This is a genomic window from Kitasatospora sp. NBC_00240 (assembly GCF_026342405.1).
GTDB lineage: Bacteria > Actinomycetota > Actinomycetes > Streptomycetales > Streptomycetaceae > Kitasatospora.
In genome coordinates this window covers 7,350,844-7,366,650 of sequence record NZ_JAPEMU010000001.1, presented here as the reverse complement: position 1 = coordinate 7,366,650, position 15,807 = coordinate 7,350,844, and the positions used below count along the sequence as shown (strand labels likewise).

The window sequence follows — 15,807 nt, the reverse complement described above, 5'->3', positions numbered from 1 at the left end:
CCGCGCCGGTGGTGCAACGCGCGATGCGCCCCTGGCCCCTGTGGTGGGGTCAAAGGCGCATCGCGGTGAGCGGCGGGCGGAACGGCCCGGGGGTGTTGCTTACTTGGTGAGGCCGGCCTTGACGGAGCAGACGGGCCAGGCGCCGGGGCCCTGGGCGGCGAGGACCTTCTCGCCGACGGCGATCTGCTGGGCCTTGGTGGCCTGGTGGGCCTGCGGGGCGTAGGCGGTGCCGCCGAACGCCGCCCAGGTGGAGGAGGTGAACTGCAGGCCGCCGTAGAAGCCGTTGCCGGTGTTGATCGCCCAGTTGCCGGTCGCCTCGCACTGCGCGACCTTGTCCCAGGTCGACGCCGGCGCGGCGGAGGCGGAGGTGGCCGTGACGAGGCCTGCCACCGGCAGGGCCAGCACGGCGCCCGCCATCAGAGCCGTCCGCACCCGGTTGCGCTTGACGGCGGTCTTGGCGGTGGCAGCGGCGGTCTCGTTACGGAAGATCATGCACAGTCCTCTCCAGAACCCCGGGCAGGCATGCGGAACCGGACCCCGTGAAGGGCCTACGACTTCCAACGCCTCGACTGGACGAGCGACGACCACCGGACGTCAGGGACGCACCGTGCCGGAAGAACCCGGCGGGGCCGTGCTGCGGGATGAACCCGGGCGGTGCTCGTTGCACCGACAACAACGAAGCTACGGACCCACCAGGTTTACATCAAGCAATTCCACGTTCCCCCAGGCCACAGGCCCGTTACCGGCCGTACCGATCAAGAAAAAACGCCCGGAACCACCCGAAACCACCCCAAATCCATGATCCAACAAGCCCCCGAGTGCCCCCGCTCACACCACACCCCCTGTGACCCCACCCACACCATCCACCCACCGTCACCACCACCCCACCCACCGCCCAACAACCCACCCCCACACCCACCCACCACAGTGACCCCCACCACAACCACCACCCCCAGCCACCACACCACCACCCCCAGCCACCAAAACCCCACCCCCGACCGACCAAGTCCCGCACAGCGGCCGCCCACGGCGATAGGCCGCCGTAGGCCGCACCCGCCGCAGCGGCGCAGTCCGTACGGCGGCCCTCGGTCGCGGCGACCCTTACCCGGCGGCGGCCCTCACCCGGCGGCCCCGGGAAGGTTCCGGCCCGCCGGTACCCCCTCCTGTCGCTCGCCCTGCTCCCCCGTCGGCTCCGGCCGGGTGTCCCCGGGGAGCGGCCCCCCGAGCAGCCAGGCGGCACCGAAGGCGACGGCGGACAGCACCGCAGCCCCGACCAGCACACCGTGCAGACCGCTGACCACGGCGTCCTGCACCGCCTCGCGGACGACAGCGGGTACGTCCCGCAGCAGGGCCGGGGTCAGCTGTCCGCCGGTGACCAGCCGGTCCGCGGTCTCCCGCCCGAGCCGGCCGGCCAGGACGGCGTCGGTCCGTCCGGTGTAGACGGCGCCCAGCGCGGCGACCCCCAGCGAGCCGCCGATGGTGCGGGCCAGCGTGACCGTACCGGTGGCCGCGCCCATGTCGCGGGGTGCGGCGCTGCTCATCGTGGTGAGCAAGGTGCTCTGCATGACCAGGCCGATGCCGAGACCGCTGACCAGCGTGAGCGCCGAGGCCGACGCCGTCGGGGTGTCCCGGCCGAGCAGGAGCAGCAGCAGGGTGCCGGCCACGGCCAGGGCGCCGCCGAGGACGGCCGGGCCGCGCTGCCGGGCGCCGGTCCGGCCCAGGTACCGGCCGGTGGCGAGCTGTGCGCCGAGCATGCCGAGCATCAGCGGGAGCAGCAGCAGGCCGCCGCCGGTCGAGGAGGTGCCCCGGACGAGCTGCAGGTAGAGCGGCAGGTGGATCATCACCGCCAGCATCAGCGCGCCGACCAGGAAGCTGAGCAGCTGGGCCACGGTGAAGGTGCGGCTGCGGAAGAGCCGGGGCGGGATCACCGGCTCCGGGGCCCGCCGCTCCACCCGGACGAACCAGGCGAGGGCCCCGGCGCTCACCGCGCCCAGGGCGAGGATCCGCGGCGAGGACCAGGGGTAGGAGGTGCCGCCCAAGCTGCTGAGCAGGGTGAGCCCGAGAATGGCGACCGTGAGCAGAGCGGCGCCGGCGAAGTCGATCCGGACCCGGGTGCGGGCGGTCCGCAGCCGGACCCCGACACCGACGGCCAGCAGGGCCAGTGCGCCGACCGGCAGGTTGACGTAGAAGGCCCAGCGCCAGCTCAGGTGGTCGGTGAGGAACCCGCCGAGCAGGGGGCCGCCGACGAAGGCGACCGGCATCAGTACGCCGATCATGGACTGGATCCGGCCGCGGTCCTCGGCGGCCACCAGCACACCGATGATCGACAGCGCGCCGACCATCAGCCCGCCCGCCCCCAGCCCCTGGAGGGCGCGGAAGGCGATGAGCTGGTTCATGTCCTGGGCCAGGCCGGAGAGCACGGAGCCGGCCAGGAAGACCACCACCGAGGACAGGAAGGCGCCCTTGCGCCCGTACAGGTCGCCGAGCTTCCCCCAGATCGGGGTGGCCGCGGCGGCGGTGAGCAGGTAGGCCGTCACCACCCAGGAGAGCCGGTCGAGGCCGCCGAGGTCACCCACCACGGTGGGGAGCGCGGTGCTGACGATCTGCCCGTCCAGGGTGGCCAGGAAGATGCCGAGCATCAGTCCGAGGACGCCCGGGTAGGGCAGCGGCGGGCGGCCCGCGTCCGGCGGCCCGGTGGTCGTGCTGGTGGCGGCGCCCGGGTCGGTCACGTCGTCCCCTCCCCTCCCGCCGTTCGTGTCCTTCCCGCCGTTCCCGCCGCTCATGTCATTCATGTGGTTCACGCTCTTCATGCTGTTCACGCCCCTCCTTCCGGTCCGCCCGCCGTCGCCGTCAGGCGGTGTAGGGACGCAGGCGCTTGGCGTCGCGCAGAGCGTGGGCCCACCAGGCCAGCTGGTCGAGCATGGTCTTGGCGGCGCCCTCGGCGGCCGGGTCGAGCACGTTGCCGTCGGCGTCGAACTTGTCGCCGTAGTCGTGGAAGCTGACGGTCTCGCGGAGGGTGACGGCGTGCAGTTCGGCCAGCACCGGGCGCAGCTGCTCGACCGCGCGCAGGCCGCCGGAGCGCCCACCGTACGAGACGAAGCCGACCGGCTTGGCGTGCCACTGGTGGGTGTGGAAGTCGATGGCGTTCTTCAGCGGTGCCGGAAAGCTGTGGTTGTACTCCGGCGTGACGATCACGAAGCCGTCGGCGGCCTCCAGCCGTGGTGACACGGCGGCGAACTGCGCCTGGACGTCCTCGGGCAGCGGTGCGCCGAAGGCGGGGAAGGCGCTGGGCAGCGGGGTGGCGACCAGGTCGACGAGGTCGGTCTCCAGTTCCCCGTGTTCGGCGGCCCGGCCGAGCAGCCAGTCCGCGACGACGGGTCCGAACCGCCCCGCCCTGGTGCTGCCGAGGATGACGGCGATCCGCAGTCGGTGGCCGGTCGGGTCCGCAGGGTCCGGCTGCCTGGCCTTCGGCCCGGTCGTCTCCTCGTCCGCCCCCTCGATCGCCTGGCCGGTGGCCTGCGCGGTTCCGTTCGTCGTGGTCATGGGAATCCCCCTCGATGTGTACGCCGTATCGATTGAGATACAACGTACACAGAAGCGTATACGTTGTCCACTGCTGATACGGTGTACACATCACCCCCGGACCGAGGAGCCAGCCCATGCCCGCCGACCAGCAGCAGGACAGCCGGGCGAAGGGCGCGGAGAAGCCCCGGACCTCCCTCTGGGAGCGGCTCGAACGACCGGCGCCGGCCCCGCGCTCCACACTCACCCCGGAGCGGATCGCCGCCGTCGCGGTCGGTGTCGCCGACGCCGAGGGGCTCGACGCCGTCACCATGCGCCGCCTCGCCACCGAACTGGGCGTCGCCCCGATGGCCGCCTACCGGTACGTCTCCGGCAAGGACGAACTCCTGGAGCTGATGGTCGACTTCGTCTACGGCGAGCTGGCCCCCGCCGGGACCGGCGCCGACTGGCGGGAGGTCATGCGCGGGCTGGCCCTCCGCACCAGGACCCTACTGCTGGACCACCCCTGGATGACCCAGGCCTCGGTCCTCGCCCTGACCCCGAACCAGCTGGCCGTACCGGAGCGGGTGCTCAAGGCGCTCGACGACCTCGGCCTGGACGCCGACCGGATGATGGCCGTCTTCCGCACCGTGACGGCCTACGCCAAGGGCGCGGCCGAGGTCGAGGTCAACCTCCTCCGCGAGATGCGGAAGCGGGGCTGGACCAGCGGGCACGACACCAGGACGGGGCTGGCCCCGCAGATGACCTGGCTGATGAACACCGGCCGCTACCCGGCCTTCCGCCGGTACGCGCTGACCGCCACCCGCAAGGACGACCCGCAGTGGCAGTTCGAGACCGGGCTGGACTGCGTCCTCGACGGCATCGCGGCCCGGATGGGCATCTGACCGGGCCGGGCCGGTGACCGCCCGCGCCGGCGACGGCTCGGGCCGCGGCGAACGGCCGGGCCGCGCCCGGGCCCACGAACCCGGACCGTAACGGCCGCAGGAAAAGGGACGGGAACAGGGACGGGAACAGGGACGGGCCGGCGGACGCGATGTCCGCCGGCCCGTCCCGTCCTCAGGTGTCGCGCGCTCAGCGGCGTCCGGACCTGCCGCCGGAGCCGGAGCCCGACCCCTGGCCCGGTCCCGAGCCGCCGGCCAGACCGGCCCGGCGCAGCGCGTCCGCCATGGCGCTGTTGCCGGCCGGGGCCGGGGCACCGCCGCCACTGCCGGAGCCACCGCCGCCGGAGCCGCGCCGGTCCTGCCGCGGCGGGCGCGGTCCGCGCTCACCGCCCCGGTCCGCGCCGCGCTCACCACGCTCGCGGCCACCGCCGGAACCGCCGCCCTGCGACCGGCCGACCTCGTCGTCCAGGCGCAGCGTCAGCCCGATCCGCTTACGCGGCACGTCCACCGCGGTCACCCGGACCTTGACGATGTCGCCGGGCTTGACCACCTCGCGCGGGTCCTTGACGAAGTTCTTCGACAGGGCGGACACGTGCACCAGGCCGTCCTGGTGCACGCCCACGTCCACGAAGGCGCCGAAGGCGGCGACGTTGGTGACCACGCCCTCCAGCACCATGCCGACCTCCAGGTCGCCGATCTTGTCGACGCCCTCCTTGAAGGTGGCGGTCTTGAAGGCGGGGCGCGGGTCGCGGCCGGGCTTGTCCAGCTCGCCCAGGATGTCGGTGACGGTCGGGACTCCGAAGGTGTCGTCCGCGAAGTCACCGGGGCGCAGGGCCCGCAGAGCGGTGCTGTTGCCGATCAGCGCGGGCAGGTCGCCGCCGGTCGCGGCGAGGATCCGGCGTACCACCGGGTAGGCCTCGGGGTGCACGCTGGAGGCGTCCAGCGGGTCCTCGCCGCCGGGGATGCGCAGGAAGCCGGCGCACTGCTCGAAGGCCTTCGGGCCGAGCCGGGCGACGTCCTTGAGCGCCCGCCGGGTCCTGAACGGGCCGTTGGCGTCGCGGTGGGCGACGATGTTGTCGGCGAGCGTGCCGGTGATGCCGGAGACCCGGGTGAGCAGCGGGGACGAGGCGGTGTTGACGTCCACGCCGACGGCGTTGACGCAGTCCTCGACCACGGCGTCCAGCGAGCGGGAGAGCTTCAACTCGCTGAGGTCGTGCTGGTACTGGCCGACGCCGATCGACTTGGGGTCGATCTTGACCAGCTCCGCCAGCGGGTCCTGCAGGCGCCGGGCGATGGAGACCGCGCCGCGGATCGAGACGTTGAGGTCGGGCAGCTCCTGCGAGGCGTACGCGGAGGCGGAGTACACCGAGGCACCGGCCTCGGAGACCATCGCCTTGGTGAGCTTCAGCTCCGGGTGCCGCTTGATCAGGTCCTCGGCGAGCTTGTCGGTCTCGCGGGAGGCGGTGCCGTTGCCGATCGCGACCAGGTCGACGTCGTGCTTCTTCGCCAGCGCCGCGAGGGTCGCGATCGAGGCGTCCCACTTGTTGGCCGGCTGGTGCGGGTAGATGGTGTCGAACGCGACCACCTTGCCGGTGGCGTCGACCACCGCGACCTTCACACCGGTACGGAAGCCCGGGTCCAGGCCCATCGTGGCGCGGGTGCCGGCGGGCGCGGCGAGCAGCAGGTCGCGCAGGTTGGCGGCGAAGACCCGGACGGCCTCGTCCTCGGCCTCCTGTCGGAGCCGGGTCCGCAGGTCGATGCCGAGCCGGACCAGGATGCGGGTGCGCCAGGCCCAGCGGACGGTGTCGCCCAGCCACTTGTCGCCCGGACGGCCGTGGTCGGCAACGCCGAAGCGGGCCGCGATCCGCTGCTCGTACGCGCTCTGGCCGGGCAGGTCCCCGGAGTCCTGGCCGTCCTCGGGCGAGAGTTCGAGGTCGAGGACCTCCTCCTTCTCCCCGCGCAGCATCGCCAGGATGCGGTGCGAGGGGAGCTTGGTGTAGGGCTCCGCGAAGTCGAAGTAGTCGGAGAACTTGGCCCCGTCCTGCTCCTTGCCGTCCCGGACGGTGGCGACCAGCCGGCCGCGGGTCCACATCCGCTCGCGCAGGGTGCCGATCAGGTCCGCGTCCTCGGCGAAGCGCTCGACCAGGATCGACCGGGCGCCCTCCAGCGCGGCGGCCCGGTCCGCGACCGACTCGTTGAGGTAGCCGTCGGCGGTCGCCTGCGGGTCCAGGCCCGGATCGGCGAGCAGCGCGTCGGCGAGCGGCTCCAGGCCGGCCTCGCGGGCGATCTGCGCCTTGGTGCGGCGCTTGGGCTTGAACGGGAGGTAGATGTCCTCCAGCCGGGCCTTGGAATCGGCGGCCAGGATCTGCCCGCGCAGGGTGTCGTCCAGCTTGCCCTGCGCCTCGACGGACTCCAGGATCGCGCTCCGCCGCTCCTCCAACTCGCGCAGGTAGCGCAGCCGCTCCTCCAGCGCGCGCAGCTGGGCGTCGTCGAGCTCGCCCGTCGCCTCCTTGCGGTAGCGCGCGATGAAGGGGACGGTCGAGCCGCCGTCGAGCAGGTCGACCGCCGCCTTCACCTGCCCCTCGCGGACGCCGAGTTCCTCGGCGATCTTGCGCTCCACCGCCCGCTGGGCCGCCTGTTCGACTGCCGTGCTCACTAGCCGGTCACCTTCTCCAGTGTCGCCGCGTTGCCGGCGCCGTACGCCCAGCATGTACGCCCAGCATTCTGGCAGCCCCGGGCGCGTGCGCGGCCCCCGACATCCGTCTCTCCCCCGCTGAACCTTCCCCGGCCTTCCCGGCACCCATGTCCGTCCCGGTGCCGCGCCGCCGCCCCCGTACACTTCCGCCCATGGACGCCACGCCCGAGCAGCTCGAACGCATCATCCGCCTCGCCGCCGGGAGCTACCTGCTGGTGACCACGTACAAGAAGGACGGCAGCACCGTCGCCACCCCCGTCTGGGTCGTCCGCGACGGCAACGCCCTCGGCATCTGGACGGTCGCCGACTCCTGGAAGGTCAAGCGGATCCGCAACCGCGCCGACGTCCTGGTCGGCCCCTGCGACGTCCGCGGCAACCCCACCGGCGAGTCCGTCCCCGCCACCGCCGAGATCCTCTCCCCCGCCGAGACCGCCGCCTACCGCACCCTGCTGCGCCGCAAGTACGGCCTGCTCGGCGTGCTGACCCTGGCCGGCAGCAAGCTGCGGCGCGGCGACAAGGGCACCGTGGGGATCCGGATCACGCCGACGGACTGAGGCCGTTCCGACAACCCGTCGCGGTCCGACACCGGCAGCATCTGTCGCCAGAGCCCGTCGGACCGACTGCGGTGCCGAGCACCGCCGGGCCCGATGTCTCACGACAGCGGGCCCTGACCTCCGCACCCGTACGGGTCCAGCCGTCCCGCGGGGCAACCGAATCCGCGCCCACCGATGGCCGTTCGGCAACGGTGTCCTACCTACGATCCGCCAGACGGCGGCCTTGCTTCGAGACGCTCACCACCATCGGGGCGCTCCGGACCCAGCATGAGAAGCAGGTCGCTGAAGCTGTTGGAAACCGTTCGCCAGGCCCCCTCCTCCCCGAGAAAGACGACTCTCGGATCAGCAAAGGAATCGCGGTAGTCCAGGGCAAAGAGCAGATCCGGCCCGATACTCCCGATGATCACGGTCTTCATCCGCGACATGTACTCAGGCGCAGAGAACTCTTCGGATGTGCCGAAATAACATTCCATCGTCTCGTCATCGAGGTCTTCGCGCCACCACTTGGTGGTTGCAACGATCCCCGCAGTCGAGTAGAAGCGGGGCTGCACGGGGGCCTGCCCGAACGTCTCCCTCAGCCTGGGAGAGCCGGCGAGGGCCATCCAGCTGAGATCTTGGATGGATTCAATCAGACCGCGAGGGAGAGGCATGCCGAAAATCGAGTCACAGAACTCTGCCTCGGCCTTCATCGCGACCTCACCGCCATACCCGTGGCTGATGCTATCGCGTCCATGATTCCCTGCCTTCCACCGAGAGGCGCCATGGGATCCCCATGATTCCTCCTATTGACACTCCGAGAGAACCAGGCTACAGATATGCCGTCTTCTTCGAAGAACATATTGAATGCAACGGTGTCCCGAGACCCCTGGAAGTGCCAGAAATTGACCTCTCCGTGCCCCCCGGACGACAAGACGGCGTTCGGGAATTTCGCAGGGTTCTTCTCCTCGACGCTCAAGCGGGCGTAAAAGGTCCCGCCATTCGGATCGTAGACTCCACTGTAGACATCTCCGGCAGCGGCCTGGGAGAGCTCTGCCGAGTTATCGAAATCCTCCGCGTTGGAGAGGATGTTCTTGTTGCAGTTGTGGACCAGGACCGGAGCGGCACCCGCCAGCACATAGTACGTGTGCACGTTTGCGACGGTGAGATTCCGTACCGTCGTCTGTTCGGTCCAGCGCCGGACAGAGTCGATCTGGACGTACGTTCCGGCGCTGGTCCGGAGCCACTGGCCGGCCTTGAGGTCGGTGGCGTCGGTCCAGGTCTGCGTCTCGGCGATCCAGAACGGGTGGTGGTCGGTGGCCGTGATGGTGTCGGCCTTGGCTCCAGCGAGACCGTCGGTGTCGACGGTGATCTCGACCAGGTTCTTGCTGCCGGTGCCGATGATGGTGGCGAGGACGGTGTGGCCCCCGTCGACCTCCTGCTCGGGCTCGGTGGTGGCGACCTGGTCGCCGACCTGGACCTGGTCGATGGGCCTGGTGCTGCCGTCGGCCATCAGGACCGGGGTGTCTGGTGTGAAGCTGTTGACCTCGCAAGACGGACCCGCGCCGCCCGGCGCATCGTCCACCTTCCCCGCCCCCGGCGGTTCAGGTGTCCCCTTCTTCGCCAGTGCCGCCTTGAGGTCGTCCGCCTTCCTGGACGCGTACGCCGCCGCGTCGTCGGCCCACTTGAGGATGGCGTTGGCCTCGGTGAGGCGCTTCTCGAAGGAGCGGTAGGCGTCGTAGGCCTTGTCGAGGGCTTTGACGATCTTCTTGGCCTTGAAGATCTTGCCCCAGGGGATGACACCGATGATCATCGAGGCGCAGGCGCCGATCGAGCCCTTGGTGAAGCAGTCCCTGATGTCGTTGATCCCGAGGACCTCCATCAGGATCTCGCCGCCGGCCTCGACCACGACGTCGACCAGGGTCTTCTTCTTGGTCTTCTTGGCCTCCTCGACCTTGTCGGCCGGCGGCGCCGGGATCGGCGGGTCGGCGTCGTCGCTGCCGCCGCCCCCGTCGTCCTCGTAGCCGTTGGGAGTCGGCCAGCCCTTGCCGTCGTTGCAGCTGTCGCAGTAGAGGCCGCTGGGGTCGCTGCTGGTGACCGGCGAGTTGTTGGAGTACGCGTAGGCGTTCATCAACTGGGAGTTGCCGGTGTCGAGCACCGGGTCCACCGAGACGAAGCGGCCGGTGGCGGGGTCGTACTCGCGGGCGCCGAGGTGGACCAGGCCGGTGGACTCGTCCTTGGTGCCGCCTACGAAGCCCTTGGTGCCGGGCCACAGGGTGGGGGCGGTGCCGCGCTCGCCGCCGAAGGGCATCGACTTGCGTCGGGTGACCGTGCCGGTGGCGGAGTCGATGGAGAGCTGGGCGGTGCCCTGGTGGTCGGCGGTCTGGATGGCGATCTTGCCGTCGCAGCCGCGGACCAGGGTGGGCGAGGAGCCGTGGCTGTAGTAGCGGGTGCCGCAGACGGCGGCGGACGGGGTGCCCGCGCCGGTGAGCTTCAGCTCGGTGGTGCCGAGGTAGAGCGTCACGCCGTCCGGGGCACGCTTGATCAGCCTGGAGCCGTCGGCGCTGTAGAGGTAGGAGGTGACCTTGGGCCCCTCGGTCACCTTCGCCAGGTGGCCCTCGGTGTCCCATTCGAGGCTCTGCTCGGAACCGGAGATCCGCCGGGTGATCTGGTTGCCGGCCGCGTCGTAGACGTACTCGTCGAGGCGGGTTCCGCCGGGGCCGGTGGAGGTGGTGGAGGTGGAGGCGTGCGGCCGGGCCGCGCCCGGCGCGGGGTAGGCGAGGGTGCGGTTGATGTTCTTGGTGGTGTCGCCGGTCGGGTCGTTGACCGTCTCGGCGATCCGGTTGCCGGTGACGTCGAAGCCGTAGGTGTTCCAGTAGGCGTCCGGGCCGCCGACGGTGGTGGCCGCGTTGGCGGCGGTCGGGGTGGTGGCGCAGTCGGTCTTCGCCGTCCAGGCGGCGTTCATCCGCCGCAGGTAGTCGTAGCGGAAGCACTGCTGGTCGACGGCTCCGGTGTCGGCCGTCTCCTTGATGCCGGTGATGTTCCCGGCCTTGTCGTAGCTGTAGGTGGTGGCGGAGATCTCGGAGACCGTCCCGGTGGTGCGGGAGACCACGGAGTCGGTGAGGCGGTGGGTGCCCGTCTCGTAGTAGTAGGCCTGGGTGATGGGGTTGGCGGCGCTGCCCACGACGTGCGCGAGCACCTCGCCGCTGTCGCTGTAGGTGGTGCCGCGCACGTAGGAGGTGGCGCCGCTCAGCGAGGTGGGCTGGCCCATCGAGGAGTAGCCGAAGACCAGGTTCTCCAGCGGCAGGCCGCCGGCCTTGGGGAGCAGGGTGGAGCCGAGGGCGCCGACCGAGGTGTACGACATGCTGGTGCTGTAGCTGCCGGCCAGCGGTTCCTCGCCCGGGACGGACGGGATGGTGACGTTGGTGCCGAGCGGCTGGCCGGCGGCGTTGTAGCCGGTGACGGCGGTGGTGTAGGACGCTCCGCCGGCCACCCGGGTGGACGAGGCGGGCAGGCCGAGGCCCTTGGTCGCGGTGTCGAAAGTCCAGTTGGCGAGGGTGGTCCCGGTGGCGGCGTCCTTGATCGCGGTCTTGCGGCCGAGGACGTCGTACTGCGGCTGGACGGTCCTGCCTCGCGCGTCGGTGCTGGTCAGCACTCGGCCGGCGAAGTCGTAGGTCGCGGTTGACCGGCCCTTGTCGGGGTCGTTGATCTCGACCGGACGACCGCGCAGGTCGTACGTCCAGCTCCAGGTGTTGGCGCCGGTGGCGTCGACCACGGAGGCCTGCTCGCCGCGCTTGGTGTAGGTGTATCGGGTGGTGTCGTACGCGGTGGCGGTGGCGTCGATGGCCGGGACGGCGCTCTGCGAGTGGTACTGCCGCATCTCGGTCGGCCGGCCGGTGGCGTCGTTGACCACCAGGGTGCGGGTGCCGCCGTCCGGCGGGACGGTCGCGGCCCAGTTGCCGCCGTAGGTGGTGGTGGTGCGCCACTTCTCGACGGCGAGCGAGTAGGTGATCTCGTCGGTGGGGCGGCCCTGGCCGTCGAACAGGAAGCCGTTCTGGGTGGGGATCTTGTTGTCGGGGATCGCCGCCACGGCGCCGTCGGGGGCGCCCTCGGCCATGTGCGGCGGGTTGGTCTGGTTGACCGCGCCGAGCGAGTTGTAGAAGGTGTCGGCCACCATCCGGTTGGTCACCGTGGTGCTGGTGGACTTGGCGCCGGGCTCCTGGGTCTGCCGGATCCGGCCGAGGCCGTCGAAGATCTGCTGGGAGGTGCGGTAGCCGCCGGCCTCCATCCGGGTCGAACTGCTTGAGGAGACGGGACCGTTGACGTTGTTGCCGGCGTCGACCGGCAGGGCGTAGCCGAAGCTGCTGCTGGGCTGGGTGGGGTGGGCGGCCTTGGTCCAGGCGGGCAGCCAGACCTTGGCGAGCCGGCCGGCCGCGTCGTACTCCAGGTCGGTCCGGTTGGCGTTGGCGTCCTCGGAGCCGGTCTGGTCGCCGCGCAGGCCGTCCAGGTAGGTGGTGCTGGTGAGCCACTTGGTGGCCGGGCGGTCCATCGGCACCTTGGTGGTGACGGACGTGGTCAGGCCGTTGGTGTTGGCGGTGTAGCTGGTGAGGGTGGTGTCCCCGTAGGCGTCGGTGGAGGTCAGCGGGCGGCCGTTGGCGTCGAATCCGGCCCTGGTGAGGGTCTGGTACTGCGGGGTCTGGCCGCTGTACGAGGCGAGCTCCTCCGTCCTGGTGACCAGGCCGCGGGTGGGTGCGGCGGTCAGGCTCGCGGAGTCGTCGTAGTAGATCCGGGCGTCCTGGACGCTGTCGGCCGGGTAGGACGGGGTGGTGGCGCAGTCGACCGCGACCTTCTCCGTCCGGTAGACCTTGTCCTTGATCCGGCCGCCGCTGTCGGTGTACCAGAAGCGGGTGCAGGAGTCGTCGTCGGCGCGGGTCGGGTCGCCCTCCTCGTTGACCGTGGAGATCCGGCCGAGCGCGTCGAAGGTCTTGCCGAGCTCGGTGCTCTGCCAGGCGGTGGCGCCGGCCGAGCTGGTGGTGACGAGGGTGCGGGAGACGACCTTGGCGGTGTCCCGCCGGTAGCCCTTCAGCGGGCCCGGGGTGCCGGCCCGGTTGCGGGTCGCGGTGGCGTCCGAGCGCCACGGCTCGTAGGAGACGGTGCCGGTGGGGCTGCCGCTCTCGCCGGAGTAGGTGATGCTCTCGCGCAGGGTGCCGGTGAGGCCGTCCTCGTCGGCGATGGCCGTGCCCTGGGAGTCGGCGACCGTGACGCTGCGGGTGCCGTTGGCGAGCTTGTCGCCGTTCATCCCGCGGAAGTAGACGGATTCCGTCCGGGTGACCTTGTCCCCCTGGCCGGCGTCGCCGTGCAGGGTGCGGACCAGTCCGTAGCCGCGGTAGTCGCTCCAGGTGCGGTCGGCGTCGTCGGTGCCCTCACTGGTGTCGTAGTGCCAGGCGGCGCCGCCGAGGTACTCGTACCGGGTGGTCTTCGAGCGGGCCTTGACCAGGCGGTCGCTCTCGTCGACCCGGGTGACCACGTACTTGTGGAAGAGGTCGTCGTGGGCGATCTGGCTCTGCGGCGGCGTCCAGTGCACCGGGAAGCAGCGCAGGGTGTTCTGGTCGAGGGCACCCGGCAGCACGGCCGGCGCCTCGCGGCGGCACTCCGGTTCGGAGTAGGTGACGTCGATCTGGCCACCGGAGTCGAGTCCCACCGCCGTGATCCGCAGCCTGGCGAGGTAGGGCAGCGGGTCGGTGCCGCCCCAGACCCGGTTGGCCATCGGCTTGCCGGTGAAGACGGTGCGCGGGAGCTTGACGGCGGCTCCTCCGATGCCGGCGCCAGCGGCCTTGCCGGTCCGGGTGACGGCGTTGAGCCAGAGCGCCGGCGAGAAGGCGTCCTCGGCGCTCTTGAACTCCTGGTCCAGGTTCCAGGTGTCGATCTCCTGGTAGCCGGTGCCGTTCCAGACCTGGGTGGTGATGGCGGTCAGCCGCTTGCGGTTGAAGAAGGAGGGGGTGTGCTGGGTGCAGGTGGTGGCCGAGCAGACCTGGTCGAACGGGACGTCGGGCCAGTTGGCGGCGTGCGCGGCGTCGAAGGCGGCGCAGTTGGCGGTGCAGCGCTCGTCGGTGGCGAAGTTCACCTGGGCGGGCGCGGTGGCGTAGAGGTTGTCCGCCCGCAGACCGTAGTCGATCCGCTTCAGCTGGCCGCCGCGGACGTAACTCACGGCGGTGCTGCCCATGTTGGGGGCGTAGTTGTTGGTCTCGGGCTCGTAGTAGTACGACATCGCGTTGCCGTGCACGTCCTCGACCAGGTCGAGGTTCCAGCGCCAGCCGAGGTTGGCGCACTGCGAGGCCGCGTAGGTGGCCGCGTGGCAGGGCTCGCCGGGGTGGTTGCCGTAGACCGGCTCGGTGAAGACGGACTTGCTCTCGGTCTTCCCGGCGGACCAGCCGGGCAGTTGGCCCTTGCCGAAGGTGTAGCGGGTGCCTTCGGGAGTGGTGACCACCCAGTGCTCGCCGCCGTAGGCGCCGTTGGCGGCGCCGGTCTTCAGCTCCACGGTGCTGCCGTCGTCGCTGGCGGGCTTCCACTGCCCGGTGGCGTCGTCCAGGATCAGTTCGGTGGAGCGTCCGTTCAGCGACATCGCGACGACCGGGCCCGCGTAGCAGAGGTCCCCGGTGTCGGCGCTGTTGTTGGGCGACTGGCCGGCCAGGTTCTTGCCCTTGTCGTCGGCGCACTGGCGGTAGCGGCGCTCGACGTAGCCGCCGGCGCCCACCTCCCAGCCGTCGCCGATCGCGGAGGCCTGGCTGTTGGTGGCGACGGTGCGGCCGTCCACCGAGCCGGAGGAGTAGGTGAGGCCGACCTGCGGGGACGGTCCGCCGAGCGAGGGCGGCACCTCGATCGGGTAGGAGTAGGTGAAGTCCCCGGCCGAGCCGCCGACCTGCCAGGACCCGGACGGTGAGAGCGAGGTGGCGCTGTAGGTGCCGCCCGAGCCGGACGGGCCGGCCTCGGCGGCGAGCAGCGTGGTGCCGGAGCTCGCGGGCGTCGCGGAGCGGGCCTCCGGTCCGGTCGCGGCCACGGGCGCGGCGGGGACGCCCACCTCGGCGGTGAGCTTCGCGCCGGCCAGGTCGTTGGCCGTGGGGACGGGCTTGCGGGTGCGGCACTCCGCCAGTTCGGGCGTGCTGAGCGCGCAGGCGGGCAGCTCGACCAGGGTGAGCCGGGAGGCCCAGTCGCCGCCGTACGCGTTCTTGAAGGAGGAGTAGTCGATCTCTGCCGTGACCGTGCCGGGCGCGGCGGCGCCGTCGGCGCGGGCCAGGCCGAGCAACAGGCCCTGGACGCCGGCCCGTTCGGTGGCCGAGCGGTCGAGGGTCTGCACCCTGACCTTGGCGGGGGTGCCTGCCTTGGCGGGGGTGCCCGACGGGGCGGCGGCCTCGGCGCCGGGCGCGGGCTGTGCAGCGGCACCGGGCTGGGCGCCGGCGGCGCTCGCGGTCGGGGCCGCCGAGATCCGGACCGGCAGCGAACCGGCCTGCCGCCCGGCCGGCGGCGCGGCCTCACCGGACGTGGCGCCGGCGGACTTCCCCTCGGTGGACCTGCCCTCGGCGGAGGTGGCGGCGGGCGCCGGCTCGACCTCGGCCGACTGCGCGGCCGGCCAGCTCACCGGCCCCGGGCCGGTCCATCTGTGCTCGGCCGGCTTGGCCTCGTCGAACGGCTTGGCCGCCACCGGGCCGCCCTTGACCGGCGCGTCCTTCTGCAGGGCCCGCGCCGCCGGGGGCTTCTTCCCGGCGGCCAGCGCGGGCATCGGCGACAACAGGGAGAACCCGAGCGCCGACACCACCGTCACGGCGATCGCCGCGATCGGGCGACGATGCAGGGGAATCCCTGATATCCCCGATTTCCAGTACGTCCTCATGCCGGGCACAGGCACGTCGCAACCCCCCACAGTGATCAGCGGCCCGTGGAACGTACCAGTGCGGCAACCGCCCTGCACAGCCTTTTCCGCAGCGCATTTCCAAAGGCAAGACAAATCATCCCGGAGCACCGCAGGAACAATTCAGACATAGTAAACCGAACGCCATGAGCCGCTTTTTAGCGGGCAAGTGATCCCCCATCAGGCACTGGGGAACCACAGGTCACATCGGACATGCCAGCCTAAATGGCGACATCGTCGCACGCTTTTGTCGCGCCTGCGGAGGATTGTCCG

The 15,807-nt window shown here is 71.3% G+C and carries 8 protein-coding genes; 2 read left to right on the top strand and 6 right to left on the bottom strand.

What is annotated here, in order from left to right:
- Window positions 1-99: 99 nt before the first annotated feature.
- The 3 genes from OG689_RS31520 to OG689_RS31510 form a co-directional block, all read right to left on the bottom strand.
- Window positions 100-492 carry a transglycosylase family protein gene (locus tag OG689_RS31520; protein WP_323189340.1) on the bottom strand — a complete coding sequence of 131 codons (393 nt, stop codon included), beginning with the start codon at window positions 490-492 and terminating at the stop codon, window positions 100-102.
- A gap of 626 nt (window positions 493-1,118) precedes the next feature.
- Window positions 1,119-2,810, bottom strand: a complete 1,692-nt coding sequence (locus tag OG689_RS31515; RefSeq protein WP_323189390.1) for an MDR family MFS transporter — start codon at window positions 2,808-2,810, stop codon at window positions 1,119-1,121.
- A 40-nt stretch (window positions 2,811-2,850) separates the two neighbouring features.
- Window positions 2,851-3,543: an NAD(P)H-dependent oxidoreductase gene (locus OG689_RS31510; RefSeq protein WP_266324243.1), complete on the bottom strand. Its 693-nt coding sequence runs from the start codon at window positions 3,541-3,543 to the stop codon at window positions 2,851-2,853.
- A 116-nt stretch (window positions 3,544-3,659) separates the two neighbouring features.
- Here OG689_RS31510 and OG689_RS31505 point away from each other — a divergent pair, with 116 nt between their 5' ends.
- Window positions 3,660-4,406 (top strand): TetR/AcrR family transcriptional regulator, encoded by a 747-nt coding sequence (locus tag OG689_RS31505; RefSeq protein ID WP_266324242.1) that lies wholly within the window; start codon window positions 3,660-3,662, stop codon window positions 4,404-4,406.
- A 187-nt stretch (window positions 4,407-4,593) separates the two neighbouring features.
- On the opposite strand, the gene OG689_RS31500 is transcribed toward OG689_RS31505, so the two are convergent.
- Entirely contained in the window at window positions 4,594-7,059 is a 2,466-nt protein-coding gene (locus OG689_RS31500; protein ID WP_266324241.1) for a Tex family protein, read from the bottom strand.
- Window positions 7,060-7,250: 191 nt separating this feature from the next.
- Here OG689_RS31500 and OG689_RS31495 point away from each other — a divergent pair, with 191 nt between their 5' ends.
- Entirely contained in the window at window positions 7,251-7,652 is a 402-nt protein-coding gene (locus OG689_RS31495; RefSeq protein WP_266324240.1) for a PPOX class F420-dependent oxidoreductase, read from the top strand.
- A gap of 200 nt (window positions 7,653-7,852) precedes the next feature.
- Here OG689_RS31495 and OG689_RS31490 read toward each other — a convergent pair whose 3' ends face one another.
- Together OG689_RS31490 and OG689_RS31485 are read right to left on the bottom strand one after the other, a co-directional pair.
- Window positions 7,853-8,341, bottom strand: coding sequence for an SMI1/KNR4 family protein (locus OG689_RS31490; RefSeq protein ID WP_266324239.1), 489 nt, complete (start codon window positions 8,339-8,341; stop codon window positions 7,853-7,855).
- Window positions 8,338-15,447, bottom strand: a complete 7,110-nt coding sequence (locus OG689_RS31485) for an RHS repeat-associated core domain-containing protein (RefSeq protein ID WP_266324238.1) — start codon at window positions 15,445-15,447, stop codon at window positions 8,338-8,340. Before OG689_RS31485 ends, OG689_RS31490 begins: the two co-directional genes overlap by 4 nt.
- Between the last annotated feature and the right edge of the window lie 360 nt (window positions 15,448-15,807).